At 64.1% G+C, this 12,916-nt stretch carries 15 protein-coding genes; 9 read left to right on the plus strand and 6 right to left on the minus strand.

The features are described 5' to 3' along the window. Positions 1 to 93 precede the first annotated feature (93 nt). Genes ACLI1C_RS17355 through ACLI1C_RS17370 form a run of 4 tightly spaced genes read left to right on the plus strand, consistent with a single transcriptional unit; the run spans position 94 to position 3,940 of the window. A complete protein-coding gene (locus tag ACLI1C_RS17355) occupies positions 94 to 1,017 on the plus strand; it encodes an ABC transporter permease (RefSeq protein WP_411398811.1) in 924 nt (307 codons plus the stop codon). After that, complete coding sequence (locus ACLI1C_RS17360) at positions 1,017 to 1,937, plus strand: ABC transporter permease (protein ID WP_411398812.1); 921 nt, start codon at positions 1,017 to 1,019, stop codon at positions 1,935 to 1,937. The genes ACLI1C_RS17355 and ACLI1C_RS17360 overlap by 1 nt, the downstream gene beginning before the upstream one ends. After that, complete coding sequence (locus ACLI1C_RS17365; RefSeq protein WP_411398813.1) at positions 1,938 to 2,921, plus strand: ABC transporter ATP-binding protein; 984 nt, start codon at positions 1,938 to 1,940, stop codon at positions 2,919 to 2,921. Then, complete coding sequence (locus ACLI1C_RS17370; RefSeq protein ID WP_411398814.1) at positions 2,921 to 3,940, plus strand: ABC transporter ATP-binding protein; 1,020 nt, start codon at positions 2,921 to 2,923, stop codon at positions 3,938 to 3,940. Before ACLI1C_RS17365 ends, ACLI1C_RS17370 begins: the two co-directional genes overlap by 1 nt. A 48-nt stretch (positions 3,941 to 3,988) precedes the next feature. On the opposite strand, the gene ACLI1C_RS17375 is transcribed toward ACLI1C_RS17370, so the two are convergent. Further along, positions 3,989 to 4,495: a response regulator gene (locus ACLI1C_RS17375; protein WP_411398815.1), complete on the minus strand. Its 507-nt coding sequence runs from the start codon at positions 4,493 to 4,495 to the stop codon at positions 3,989 to 3,991. Between the two features lie 232 nt (positions 4,496 to 4,727). Here ACLI1C_RS17375 and ykgO point away from each other — a divergent pair, with 232 nt between their 5' ends. From ykgO to ACLI1C_RS17390, 3 genes are all read left to right on the plus strand, one after another. Beyond that, positions 4,728 to 4,853: a type B 50S ribosomal protein L36 gene (gene ykgO, locus ACLI1C_RS17380; RefSeq protein ID WP_035098668.1), complete on the plus strand. Its 126-nt coding sequence runs from the start codon at positions 4,728 to 4,730 to the stop codon at positions 4,851 to 4,853. A 221-nt stretch (positions 4,854 to 5,074) separates the two neighbouring features. Then, positions 5,075 to 5,488: an SRPBCC family protein gene (locus ACLI1C_RS17385; RefSeq protein WP_411398816.1), complete on the plus strand. Its 414-nt coding sequence runs from the start codon at positions 5,075 to 5,077 to the stop codon at positions 5,486 to 5,488. Between the two features lie 56 nt (positions 5,489 to 5,544). Next, on the plus strand, positions 5,545 to 6,228 hold the full coding sequence (locus ACLI1C_RS17390; protein WP_411398817.1) for an outer membrane protein: 684 nt from the start codon (positions 5,545 to 5,547) through the stop codon (positions 6,226 to 6,228). Positions 6,229 to 6,383: 155 nt separating this feature from the next. Here the strand turns inward: ACLI1C_RS17390 and pyk are convergent, their stop codons facing one another. Both pyk and ACLI1C_RS17400 read right to left on the minus strand, forming a co-directional pair. Beyond that, positions 6,384 to 7,823: a pyruvate kinase gene (gene pyk, locus ACLI1C_RS17395; protein ID WP_411398818.1), complete on the minus strand. Its 1,440-nt coding sequence runs from the start codon at positions 7,821 to 7,823 to the stop codon at positions 6,384 to 6,386. Further along, positions 7,820 to 8,347 carry a DUF1036 domain-containing protein gene (locus ACLI1C_RS17400; RefSeq protein WP_411398819.1) on the minus strand — a complete coding sequence of 176 codons (528 nt, stop codon included), beginning with the start codon at positions 8,345 to 8,347 and terminating at the stop codon, positions 7,820 to 7,822. Before ACLI1C_RS17400 ends, pyk begins: the two co-directional genes overlap by 4 nt. Positions 8,348 to 8,558: 211 nt before the next feature. Here ACLI1C_RS17400 and ACLI1C_RS17405 point away from each other — a divergent pair, with 211 nt between their 5' ends. Then, positions 8,559 to 8,822, plus strand: a complete 264-nt coding sequence (locus ACLI1C_RS17405; RefSeq protein WP_295887473.1) for a DUF2312 domain-containing protein — start codon at positions 8,559 to 8,561, stop codon at positions 8,820 to 8,822. On the opposite strand, the gene ACLI1C_RS17410 is transcribed toward ACLI1C_RS17405, so the two are convergent. Beyond that, positions 8,819 to 9,598, minus strand: coding sequence for a class II glutamine amidotransferase (locus ACLI1C_RS17410; RefSeq protein WP_411398820.1), 780 nt, complete (start codon positions 9,596 to 9,598; stop codon positions 8,819 to 8,821). The two genes, ACLI1C_RS17405 and ACLI1C_RS17410, sit on opposite strands and share 4 nt — an antisense overlap. A gap of 1 nt (position 9,599) precedes the next feature. Next, positions 9,600 to 10,310, minus strand: coding sequence for an aspartate/glutamate racemase family protein (locus ACLI1C_RS17415; RefSeq protein WP_411398821.1), 711 nt, complete (start codon positions 10,308 to 10,310; stop codon positions 9,600 to 9,602). Positions 10,311 to 10,469: 159 nt separating this feature from the next. On the opposite strand from ACLI1C_RS17415, the gene ACLI1C_RS17420 reads away from it, so the two are divergent. Continuing rightward, complete coding sequence (locus ACLI1C_RS17420) at positions 10,470 to 10,940, plus strand: Lrp/AsnC family transcriptional regulator (protein WP_411399073.1); 471 nt, start codon at positions 10,470 to 10,472, stop codon at positions 10,938 to 10,940. Here the strand turns inward: ACLI1C_RS17420 and dxs are convergent. Next, positions 10,937 to 12,868: a 1-deoxy-D-xylulose-5-phosphate synthase gene (gene dxs, locus ACLI1C_RS17425; protein ID WP_411398822.1), complete on the minus strand. Its 1,932-nt coding sequence runs from the start codon at positions 12,866 to 12,868 to the stop codon at positions 10,937 to 10,939. The two genes, ACLI1C_RS17420 and dxs, sit on opposite strands and share 4 nt — an antisense overlap. Between the last annotated feature and the right edge of the window lie 48 nt (positions 12,869 to 12,916).

Below are 12,916 nucleotides of genomic sequence, written 5' to 3' on the forward strand. Positions count from 1 at the left end.
CGGCGTCGCCCCTTGGGAGGGGCGGCGCCGTCGTTTTATCCGCACGAGAGCGCCCTTTGCAGTGGCCCGGCGGATGTGAAAGGTCGTAAATCCATGTTTGGATATGTGACGCGGCGCGTGCTGTCGGCCATCCCGATAGCACTGATTGCCGTTACCGCCTGTTTCTTCATCCTGCGGCTGGCGCCCGGCGGTCCCTTTGACGGGGAACGCGCGCTGCCTCCGGTGACGCTGGCCAACCTGCGCGCGCATTACAATCTCGATCTGCCGCTGATCCAGCAGTACTTCATCTATGTCGGCCGCCTGCTGCAGGGCGATTTCGGCCCGTCCATGGTCTACAATGACTTCACGGTTGCCGAGATGCTGTGGATCGGCCTGCCCTTCACCCTGATGCTGGGCTTTTCGGCCTTTATCATCGGCACCATTGTCGGCCTCGTGGCCGGGGCCTTCTCGGCCGTCAACCAGAACAAGTGGCCGGACTATGTGCTCGTCATGCTGGTCATGGTGGGGCTCGTCATCCCCAATTTCCTGATGGCAGCCGTGCTGCAGCTGGTGTTTGGCGTCTATCTCGACTGGTTTCCGGCCGGCGGCTGGCAGGCGGGATCCATTCCGCATCTGGTGCTGCCGATCACCGTGCTGGTGCTGCCCCATGCCGGGCGCACGGCGCGGCTGATGCGCGGCTCGATGATCGAAGTGCTGGGCACCAATTATGTGCGTACGGCGCGATCCAAGGGGCTCGGCCAGCGGCTGATCCTGGCGCGTCATGCCATCAAGCCGGCTTTGCTGCCGGTGGTGTCCTATCTCGGGCCGGGGCTGTCGTATCTGCTGACGGGTTCGCTCGTGGTGGAGCAGGTGTTTGCCCTGCCGGGCATCGGCAAGTACTTCATCAGCGCAGCGCTCAACCGTGACTACGGCCTCGTGCTGGGAACGACCATTTTGTACATGTTCATCATCCTGGCGGTGAACCTGATCGTGGACGTGATCTATGCCTGGCTTGACCCGAAGGTGAGGTACCACTGATGGCCGGCATTACTGGCAAGGACGCGGTACTCACCGAGTATGCGCGACGCCTCGAAACGCTCGATGCGCCCAAGGGGCGTTCGCTGACGCAGGACGCGATACGGCGCCTGGTGCGCAACACGGCAGCGGTGATCTCGGTCTTCGTGGTGGCCGCCATCGTGCTGTTCGCCTTCGTGGGCCCCTACCTGCTGCCCTGGACCTATGGCGAAATCGACTGGAGCAATATCCGCAAGCCGCCCAATTTCGAGGCCGGGCATTTTGCCGGCACCGACCAGAACGGCCGCGACATGCTGGCCCGCATCATGCAGGGCACGCAGATGAGCCTGATCGTGGCGGGCGTCGCCACGCTGGTCTCGGTGATCATCGGGGTGATCTATGGCGCGGTCGCCGGCTATTTCGGCGGCAAGGTCGATGCGGTGATGATGCGCTTCGTCGACATCATGTATGCGCTGCCCTACATCCTGTTCGTCATCATCCTGGTGGTGATCTTCGGGCGCAATCCGGTGCTGCTGTTTGTTGGCATCGGGTGCCTGGAATGGCTGACCATGGCGCGCATCGTGCGCGGGCAGACGCTGTCGATCAAGGAACGCGAATTCGTCGAGGCCGCCAAGGCCGGCGGGGCCAAGCCCTGGACGATCATCATGCGCCACATCGTGCCCAACCTGACCGGACCGGTGGTGATCTACGCAACGCTGACGGTGCCGGAAATCATCCTCACCGAGAGCTTTCTCTCCTATCTCGGGCTGGGCGTGCAGGAGCCGCAGACCTCGCTGGGTACGCTGATCTCGTTCGGTTCGCCCGTGGCTGAGACGCTGCCCTGGATGCTGATCGGGCCGGCCGTGGTGCTGGTGAGCCTGCTGCTATGCCTGACCTATATCGGGGACGGGCTGCGCGACGCCCTCGACCCCAAGGATCGATAAATGAAGCAAGTCCTCAAAGTCGAAGACATGTCGGTCACGTTCGAGCTGCACCAGAGCGAAGTGCAGGCGGTGCGTGAGATGAACTTCACCCTCTCGGAAGGCGAAACGCTCGCCGTGGTGGGGGAATCCGGTTCGGGCAAGAGCCAGGCGTTCCTCGCTATCATGGGCCTCCTCGCCAAGAATGGCCGGGCCGGCGGACGCGCCATGATGGGGGATATCAACCTCATCGGCATGCCGCCCCGGCAGCTGGACACGCATCGCGGCAAGGATATCGCGATGATCTTCCAGGATCCGATGACGAGCCTCAATCCCACGCTCAAGGTGCGCACGCAGCTGGCCGAAGTGCTGGTCAAGCATCGCGACTACGACCAGCAGAAGGCGACGATGGCCGCCATCGAAATGCTGGAGCGGGTGGGCATTCCCGAACCCGTCAAGCGCGCCAATGCCTATCCGCACGAACTCTCGGGCGGGATGCGGCAGCGCGTCATGATTGCCATGGCGCTGCTGTGCCAGCCCAAGATCCTGATCGCCGACGAGCCGACCACGGCGCTCGACGTGACGGTGCAGGCGCAGATGCTCGACCTGTTCAAGACGCTGACCGAGGATTTCGGCACCTCGCTGGTGCTGATCACGCATGACCTGGGCGTGGTGGCAGGCGTCGCCGACCGCATGATGGTGATGTATGGCGGGCGGGCGGTGGAAAAGGGGACGGTGGACGACCTGTTCTACGATCCGCGCCACCCCTATACGCTGGGCCTGCTGCATTCGACGCCGCACATTGCCAAGCGCGCGGCGCGGCTCGACCCGATCCAGGGCCTGCCGCCCAGCCTTGAACACCTGCCCAAGGGCTGTTCGTTCAATCCGCGCTGCGCCTTTGCCTTCGATCGGTGCCTCGTCGAGCGGCCGCCGCTGACCGATACCGGCAATGGCCGGGAAAAGGCCTGCTTCTACGAAGGCCCCATGGCCTATGGAAAGGTCGCGTGATGAACCAGACCCCGATCAACCTGCTGGAAATCAAGGATCTCAAGAAGACCTTCTCGATCTCTGGGGGTCTGTTCAGCCGCCGCCTGACGCTGACGGCGCTGGAAGACATCAACTTCACCATCCGCAAGGGCGAGACACTCGGCATCGTGGGCGAGAGCGGCTGTGGCAAATCCACTCTGGGCCGCTGCATCCTGCAATTGCTGGCACCCGATGAGGGGCAGGTGCTGTGGCTGGGGCAGGACCTGACGCGGCTGCCGGCCGAAGAGATGCGCATGCGCCGGCAGGACCTGCAGATCATCTTCCAGGACCCGCTGGCCTCGCTCAACCCGCGCATGACGGTGGGCGAGATCATTGCCGATCCGCTGCGGGCGCTGCGGCCGGAACTGAACAAGGACGAGCGGCGGGCGCGGGTGCTCAAGATCATGGAAGCGGTGGGCCTGCTGCCGGAAATGATCAACCGCTATCCGCACGAATTTTCGGGCGGCCAGGCGCAGCGCATCGGCATTGCCCGCGCGCTGATCACCGAGCCCAAGCTCATCGTCTGCGACGAGCCGGTCTCGGCGCTCGACGTGTCGATCCAGGCGCAGATCCTCAACCTCCTGGCCGAGCTCAAGGACGAGTTCGGACTGACGCTGATCTTCATCTCGCACAATCTGAGCGTGGTGCGGCATGTGTCGGACCGCATCCTGGTGCTGTATCTGGGGCGGATCGTCGAGCTGGCGACGGGCGACGAGATCTATGAGGATCCCAAGCATCCCTATACGCGGGCGCTGCTGACGGCGGTGCCGATTCCGGACCCAAAGCTGGCGCGGCTGCGCAATATCGATGCGCTCAAGGGTGAGATACCCTCGCCGATCAATCCGCCTTCGGGCTGCACGTTCCGCACGCGCTGCCGCTTTGCCAAGCCCTATTGTGCCGAAAAGCGACCGCCGCTGGAACGGATCGAAGACGACCGGCTGGTCGCCTGCCATCGCTGGCGTGAGATCGAGGTACCGGTCGAAGCTGTGCTGGGGGCCTGAGGCCCCTGCACCACCAACCATCCCCTGATGGGGAGGCCGCTGCAGTTCCTATCCCGCCTTGGGGACGTCGGCGGCGGCGCGGCGTTCGTGATCGCCGATTTCCACGATCTTGCGGCGGCGATCGGGGCCCTTGTACTTTGCCGCCTCGATGAAGGTGCGCGGATGGGTCTCGATGCTGGTGAGGCGGGTCTGCAGGTGGTTGGCCGCGAAAGGCTTGCGCAGGAATTCGGTGACACCGGCGTCGCGCGCGTCGGCAATGCGCTTGGCGTCAGGGGCGGCGCTCATCATGATGATCGGAATGTAGCGATTCTGGCAGTCGACGCAGGCGCGCAGCTTCTTGGTGAAGACCACGCCATCCATGCCCTGCAGATCGTCATCGATGATGAGGACATCGAAAATGCGGCGCCGCAGCTCGATCATGGCCTTGCTGGCGTCATAGGCTTCGCGGATGTCCCGCCGGCCCAGGCTGCGCAGCATGACCGAAATCAGCGCGGCCATATGGGGGGAATGATCGGCGACCAGAACGCCGTGCTTGGTGATTTCTTCGTTCGCCATCGTATTCCGCCTGTATGCTGCTGACGAAGGCATATAGTAGCGCAGCTTTGCGTATGACGCGTTAACTGCCGCGCCGCAAAGGTGGTGCGGAAAAGCGCGGTGGAAGGACAAATTCCATGGGTGTTGCGCGTTGACAGGCCAAAGTGTTTTCCCTATGTATGCCCCCAAGTTTCCGGGCGGCGCTTAGAGAAATCTCTTGGGCGCCTCTTTTGTTTGACCTGAGGATAGACCGATGAAGATCCGCAACTCGCTGAAGGCGCTGATGACTCGCCACCGCGCGAACAAGCTCGTCCGCCGTCGCGGCCGGGTTTACATCATCAACAAGGTGGACAAGCGCTACAAGGCCCGCCAGGGCTGAGCCACGCTCACCGACGTCATGATTGAAAAGGCCCGCGCAAGCGGGCCTTTTCTGTTTCCGGACAGCGGCCAGACCCCATAACCGGTTTCCAGTTACCTTCCATGGCTGTGACAGTTTGCCTGAAGCGGGAATGGCGGCGTTAACCCATGCTCCAAATGCCCCGGCCAGGGCGCTTGATAAGCGACCTGCCGTGCGCGAATTAGCGGCCGCTGACATGAAAGGTGCATTTCGTGCTCAAGGCGCAAACGCTGACGGTCCATATTGCGCGGCCGGTTGCCGAAGTTTACGAGTTTCTCTCCGATCCCGCCAATCTGGGGCGGTGGACCTTTGCCCGAAATGGCCGGCACGAGCCAAGGGCGGGCCTGCTGGTATGGTCATTCGACGGATCCGAAGGGCGGCGGGTGGAGCTGCATTTTACCCGGCCCAACCCGTTCTTCGTGCTGGACTACAAGCTGGCGCAGAATGGTAAGATTAGCCATGCGGGCTATGCCCGGCTCATCCCTGCGGGTGATGGCACGGTGTTGACCCATACCGCCGTGCAGCAGCCGGGGGCGTCGGATGCGCAGTTTGACTCGGAAGCAGAATGGGTCATGGCGGACCTAATGGTTCTCAAAACATTAATGGAAGCAAAGTAACGGGCTCTTAAGGATAACAAGACACTAATGCCTCCATTAGTAGTTTGGGGGTTCAGTTGAGTAAATTTGTCCTGATGGCCGCGGCGTTTGCCGCATTTGCAGCACCGGTGGCTGCTGCCGACCTGATTATCGATGAACCGATTGCCTATACCGATGCCGGTTTCGACTGGAGCGGTTTCTATGCCGGCCTGGCGGGTGGCTATGGCAGCGGCACGGCCCGCTCCGTGGGTGACGTCTCCGGCTCGATCACCGATACGCCGCTCAATGGCGGGTTGCTAGGCGTGACGCTGGGCGGAAATGTCCAGTACGACGCCTTCGTGCTGGGTCTTGAGGGCGACATATTGTGGTCGGGCATGGCCGGGTCGACGACCTGCACCGCGGCGCCGGCTTATAGCTGCAACGCCAATGTGGACTGGTTGGGCAGCCTGCGCGGCCGGGTCGGCTATGCCATGGACAGTGTGCTGCTGTTTGCCACTGGCGGCCTTGCGGCTGGCGGCGGGCGTGGCACCATCACCCCGGACTTCCCCGGCCTGACCAACCAGTTCAGCGACACCTTCATCGGCTGGACGGCCGGCGCCGGCGTCGAGGTGGCCGTGTCCGATGCCATGTCGGTCAAGGCAGAGTATAGCTACTACAACCTGGGCAGCCGCACGGCGCCGGCGGGCACGATCGCTACGGGCAGCTCTACCGTGTCGCCCATCGTGCATGCCGTCAAAGTGGGCGTGAACTTCCGCTTCTGAGATTGCAGCGAGGAACAAAAAGGCCCGGCAGTGATGCCGGGCCTTTTTGTGTTTTGTGTTTTGTGCGTTCGGGCCATTCGGCCACAGGCCTCATGGCCTTCTCGCCTAAAATCGCTCCACCGGAGCGATTTTGCCGCGGTGCGGCCGGCTCGAAGTCAGCTTGATCCGGCGCCGTCCTGGCGGACGAAGGCGATGCGGAGCATGTTGGTGGCGCCGGGCGTGCCCAGGGGAATGCCGGCGGTGATGGCGATGCGGTCGCCGGGGCGGGCAAAGCCCTCCTGATAGGCGATGACGCAGGCGCGATCCACCATGTCCTCGAGCGAGACGGCATCCTCGGTCTGCACGCAATGGACGCCCCAGACCACCGACATGCGGCGGATGGTGCGCATATTGGGCGAGAGCACGATGATGGGCTTGCTCGGCCGCTCGCGGGCGGCGCGGATGCCGGTGGAGCCCGAGGCGGTGTAGGTGACGATGGCCGCCAGATCGAGGGTCTCGGCGACCTGACGGGTCGCGGCCGAGATGGCGTCGGCGGCGGTGGCCTCCGGCTCGGTCTGGGCGGCGCGGATGATGCCGCGATAATTGGCGTCGCTCTCGACGGCCACGGCCACCTTGTTCATGGTGGCAACAGCCTCGACCGGGTACTGGCCGGAGGCGGACTCGGCCGACAGCATGATGGCATCGGCGCCTTCGAACACGGCGATCGACACGTCCGAGACTTCGGCGCGGGTCGGCACCGGGGCGGTGATCATGGATTCGAGCATCTGGGTGGCCACGACCACCGGCTTGCCGTAGCGGCGAGCCATGCGGATCATGCGCTTCTGCAGGCCCGGCACGGTTTCGAGCGGGAGTTCGACGCCGAGATCGCCACGCGCCACCATGATGGCGTCGCACAGCTTGATGATCTCTTCGAGCCGATCGATGGCCTGCGGCTTTTCGATCTTGGCCATGACGCCGGCGCGACCCTGCACGATCTTGCGGACATCGATGATGTCTTCGGGCCGCTGCACGAAGGAGAGGGCGATCCAGTCGGCATCGGCGGCAAGGCCGGCGAGCAGGTCGGCATGGTCCTTTTCCGTCAGCGCGCCGGTGGGCAGCAGCGTATCGGGCAGGGAGACGCCCTTCTTGTCGGAGAGCTTGCCGCCATAGATCACTTCGGTCTCGATGGCGCCATTGCCCACCTTGGTGGCCTTGAGCGCGATCTTGCCGTCGTCGAGCAGCAGGCGATCGCCGACCGACACGCTTTCGATGATTTCGGGATGGGGCAGGTAGACGCGCTCGGCATTGCCGTTGTCGTCATTGTGGCTGTCGAGGGTGAACTTCTGCCCGGCAACCAGGTTGACGGCGCCGCTGGCGAATTTCCAGACGCGCAGCTTGGGGCCCTGCAGGTCGACCAGGATGCCGAGCGGGTGGTTGAGGCGCTTTTCGACGTTGCGAATGCGCTCAACGGTCTGGCGGAGCACGTCGTGGCTGGCATGGCTCATGTTGATGCGGAACACGTCCGCGCCGGCCTTTGCCAGTTCCTCGATCATCTTTTCCTCGTGGCTTGCAGGCCCGAGGGTGGCGACGATCTTCGCGCGTCTCATGCGTCTCATTGCGTGTCCGTTTCTTGCGTATTTATGTCGTCCTGCGGTGCGTCTGTGACGTCGTCGGGATCGACAAGGAATGCGGGGTCTTCGAGGTCTTCGCCGCCTTCCGGACCCACTATTGCGGGGCCGGCGGTGTTCTCGGTCAGTTGCAGCGTCCAGTCAGTGCGGTTCTGGGTATCGATTTCAAAGAAACCGGTGCGCTCATAGCCCCGTGCGAGGCAATCCTCAACCCCGAATATTGTGAAGGTTTCGTCACGCGTGCACATGAATACCGAACCATCCCACGCGCCGCCGCCAATATCGTCTACGGCGAAGATGTAATAGAAGCGCCGTTCGAGGTCGCCCTGGTAGAGGACGCGGCAATCGCCGGGCGGCGTCTGCCACCAGCCTTCGCTCATCCAGCCGCGCTCGGCGCGGTAGCCCAGGGCCACGGAAACCAGATTGGTCGTTTCGTTGCAGATGCGCAGGTCGGCATGTGCCGGCGTGGCGAAAAAGGCGAAGCTTGCGAACATCGCGCCGATCAGGGTCATGCCGAGACGGGTGTTGTGCAATCTGGTGCCAGCAAACATGGGAAAACGTGCCTTCTTTGAGCCCATGGGGGAGCGTTGGTCAATGGCTAATGGCGCGATTTGACGGAATTGCGGGTATGCGACTTCGCGGCCATGTGGATTGGATCACAAAGGGGTTGAACGGCGCGCCCTTGTGGGGTTGAACGAGGCCACGAAACGAAAGGAAGCTCCCATGGCCGTCGAAGACAGCGTAGCCCAGGATCAGTTGCGGGCGTTCATCGAGCGCATCGAGCGGATGGAAGAAGAAAAGGCCGCGATCGCCGCCGATATCAAGGAAATCTATGCCGAGGCCAAGGGCAACGGCTTCGATACCAAGATCCTGCGCAAGATCGTGGCCATCCGCAAGCAGGACGCCAACGAGCGCATGGAGCAGGAAGCCATTCTCGAGCTGTACATGGCTGCCCTGGGCATGGTCGCCGCGCCGCCGGAAGACTAGGCCGGCCTGGCCACCAAAAAATCGCTGAATACCATATTGTCCCGCCCGGCCGTCATCACGCAGCCGGGCGGAATTGTTTGCCAGGTATCGCCCGTATCGCCAAAGGGTTCGGAGGCGATGGCGATGCCCGACTGCAGGCGGCGCCAATAGAGCGAGGGCGGACGCTCGTCGCTGGCCCAGCGAAAGGCGCGCAGGGTCTGGCCATCGGCGAGGACGGCCGTAAAGCGCAGGGCCTGTTCGATGCCGCTGGCCTGCATGATGTGAAGACAGCTGGCGAGGGTGCGCGCCAATGCGGCCACCGGTTCGGCGTCCAGGCCCTGGCCGAGCGCGGCGAGGAAGATGGCTTCGCTGTCGCCATTGCCGCGGCGGCGGGCATAGAGATTGTCGGGGATCATCGCTTCAATGGAGCGGCGAACTCGGTCATAGCCGCCGATCTGGCCATTGTGCATGAAGAGGTGCCGGCCGGCGGCGAAGGGATGGCAATTGGCCACCGAGACTTCGCCCGAGGTGGCCGAGCGCACATGGGCCAGGAACATCGGGGCGCTGACCTGGTGGCACAGCGAGGCCAGATTGGCATCCGACCAGGCGGGCAGGGTGCCGCGATAGCAGCCGGGCTCGGGCCGGGCGCCATACCAGCCGAGGCCGCAACCATCGCCATTGACCACGGTCTTGGCTTCGCGGGCTGCGAAGGACTGGCTGACCAGCGAGGAGGCTGGCTCGATCAGCAGCGTATCGAGGAAGACGGGTTCGCCGGAATAGGCCAGGAAGCGGCACATTTCAGGCTGCCTGCTCCATGACGTCGGCGAGGGCAAAGAGCACCGCGGCGTCGGCGTGAATGGCGGTGGAGTCGTAGCCGGGGAGGGGGAGGGTCGCCGGGTCGATGAGGAGCGAAATTTCGGTGCATCCCAGGATGACGGAGTCGATGCCCTGGGCGCGCGCGGCCTCGATGATGCCCAGATAGCGGGCGCGGGAGGCGTCACGGACCTGGCCCTGGCAGAGTTCGTCGAAGATGATGTCGTGCACGGCGCCACGATCCTGGGCGTCGGGGACCACCAGATCGATGCCGTGGCGGGCCATGCGCTGGGCGTAAAAGCCATGCTCCATGGTGTAGCGGGTGGCCAGCAGCAGGGGCCGCTGGCGGCCATCCCCGCGCAGAGCCAGCGCGGTTTCGTCAATGATATCAATGAGCGGAACGCCACTCATGGCGGCGACTGGCGCGGCGACCAGATGCATGGTGTTGGTGCAGATCAGCACGCAGGCAGCGCCGGAACGGGCGAGACCAGCGCCGGCCTCACCGAGCAAAATGCCGGCATCGTCCCAGCGACCGGCCTTTTGCAGGTCGACGACGCGAGTGAAATCGAGCGAGCGCAGGGCGATCTCGGCGGAGTGCAGGCCGCCGCGTTGGCGGCGGACCGCCTCGTTGATCAGGCGGTAGTAGACCGCGGTGGATTCCCAACTCATGCCGCCGATCAGGCCGATGGTTTTCATGCAGCTTGCTCCCTCTTTGCTGCCAGCATGCTTGAGGTTTGCTGCAAGCGGGATGCAATGTGGCAGACCCCGGCAGGGTCGTGTGCACGTTTGCGGCGAGTATTGTTCGATACAGGCGTTTCGGTTGCGTCAATGCGGTAAATCGTGCACGATCTGGTCATGCTGGATGATCGTGACCGCCGAATTCTCGACCTGCTGCAGGCCAATGCCGAAATGGCGGTGAGCGAGATCGCCGACGCGGTGTCGCTGTCGGCCTCGGCCTGTTCGCGGCGCATCACGCGGCTGCGCGAGGAGGGCTATATCAGCCGCAGCGTGGCCATGCTGGATCGGCAGAAGCTGGGCCTGCCGACGACGGTGTTCGTCATCGTGCGGACGGGCCGGCATGAGGCGGGGTGGCTGGAGCAGTTCCACGCGGCGGTGAGCACCATTCCCGAGATCGTGGAAGTGCACCGGCTGACCGGCAATTTCGACTATATCCTCAAGCTCGTCCTGCCCAATGTGGAGCATTACGACGTGATTTACCGCCAGCTGGTCGGGCGGGTCGAGCTGTTCGACATGTCCGCCTATATCTCGATGGAGACGGTCAAGCTCTCGACCGGCCTGCCGACCAACTACGTTGAGAACCGCTAGCTGCTCTTGCCGAGGGCGGCGACCATGGCGGCTTCGTCATAGCCCAGGGTGGTGAGCGCGGTGGCGACGATGCCGGCGCGGTCGAGACCGGCATCGGCATACATGTCGGCCTGGCTGGCATGCTCGACGAAGCGATCCGGGATCATCAGCGGGCGGAAGCGCAGCTTGCCGTCGAGCAGGCCATTGCGGGCAAGGAAGGTGGCGACATGGCTGCCGAAGCCGCCGATGGAGCCTTCCTCGGTGGTGAGCAGCACATCGTGGGTGGTCGCGAGACGGGCGATCAGTTCCTCGTCCAGGGGCTTGAGGAAGCGCGCATCGGCGACGGTGGGATTGAGGCCGAGCGCAGCGAGACGGTCAGCGGCGGCGAGCACTTCGCCCAGCCGCGTGCCGTAGCTGAGGATGGCGATCGTGGCGCCCTCGCGCACGATGCGGCCCTTGCCGATGGCAAGCTTTTGCCCGCGCGCCGGCATGTCGACGCCCAGGCCTTCGCCGCGCGGATAGCGGAAAGCGATGGGGCCGTCATCATAGGCGGCGGCTGTCGCCACCATGTGGCGCAGTTCGGCTTCGTCGGCGGCGGCCATTTGCACGAGGCCGGGAATGGCGCCCAGATAGGCGGCGTCATAATTGCCGGCATGGGTGGGGCCGTCGGCGCCGACATAGCCGGCACGATCGATGGCGAAGCGCACCGGCAGGTGCTGGATGGCCACGTCATGCACGACCTGGTCATAGGCGCGCTGCAGGAAGGTCGAATAGATGGCGCAGAAGGGACGCATGCCCTCGCTGGCAAGGCCCGCGGCGAATGTCACGGCATGCTGCTCGGCAATGCCGACATCGAAGACGCGGGTGGGATGGACCTCGCCGAAGCGATCAAGGCCGGTGCCCGAGGGCATGGCAGCATTGATGGCGACGATGCGCGGATCGTCATTGGCTTCCTGGATCAGGCTTTCGGCAAAGACCGACGTATAGGAGGGCGCGTTGGAGACGGCCTTGGCCTGGGCGCCGGTAATCACGTTGAACTTGGAGACGCCGTGATACTTGTCGGCGGAATCCTCGGCGGGGCCATAGCCCTTGCCCTTCTTGGTGACGACATGGACCAGGATCGGGCCCTCGGCGGCGTCGCGCACATTGTCGAGAATGGGCAGGAGGTGATCGAGATTGTGCCCGTCGATCGGGCCGACATAGTAGAAGCCCAGCTCTTCGAACAGAGTGCCGCCGGTGAAGAAGGAGCGGGCGAATTCCTCGGTGCGGCGGGCCGGCTCATGCAGGAAGGGCGGGAGCTTGCTGACGAGGTTCTTGGCGGCCTCGCGCGTGCCGCGATAGACCGGGCCGGAGACCAGCCGCGCCAGATAGGCGCTGAGCGCGCCGGTGGGCGGGGCGATCGACATGTCATTGTCGTTGAGCACGACGATGAGGCGCGCATCCATGGCGCCGGCATTGTTCATGGCCTCATAGGCCATGCCGGCCGACATGGCGCCATCGCCGATGACGGCGACGACATTGCGCGGCTTGCCCAGCAGATCGCTGGCAACGGCCATGCCAAGGCCTGCTGAAATCGAAGTGGAGGAATGGCCGGCGCCGAAGGGATCGTATTCGCTCTCGGCGCGGCGGGTGAAGCCGGACAGGCCATCCTTCTGGCGCAGGGTGCGCATGCGGTCGCGGCGGCCGGTCAGGATCTTGTGCGGATAGGCCTGGTGGCCGACATCCCAGATGATGCGATCATGCGGGGTATCGAAGACGGCATGGAGCGCCACGGTCAACTCGACCACGCCCAAACCGGCGCCCAGATGGCCGCCGGTGACCGATACGGCATCGATCATCTCGGCGCGCAGTTCATCGGCCAGCTGGCGCAGGTCCTCGCGCGGCATGGCCCGCAGATCTGTGGGCGAATGGACGGCATCGAGCAGCGGGGTGGAGGGCTTGTCGGCCAAGCGGGCGGTCCTTTGCCAAAGCGGCATCTGAGCGGCGGCCCGCTCCAT

Source organism: Devosia sp. XGJD_8, from assembly GCF_046614475.1.
In the GTDB taxonomy this organism is placed as follows: domain Bacteria; phylum Pseudomonadota; class Alphaproteobacteria; order Rhizobiales; family Devosiaceae; genus Devosia.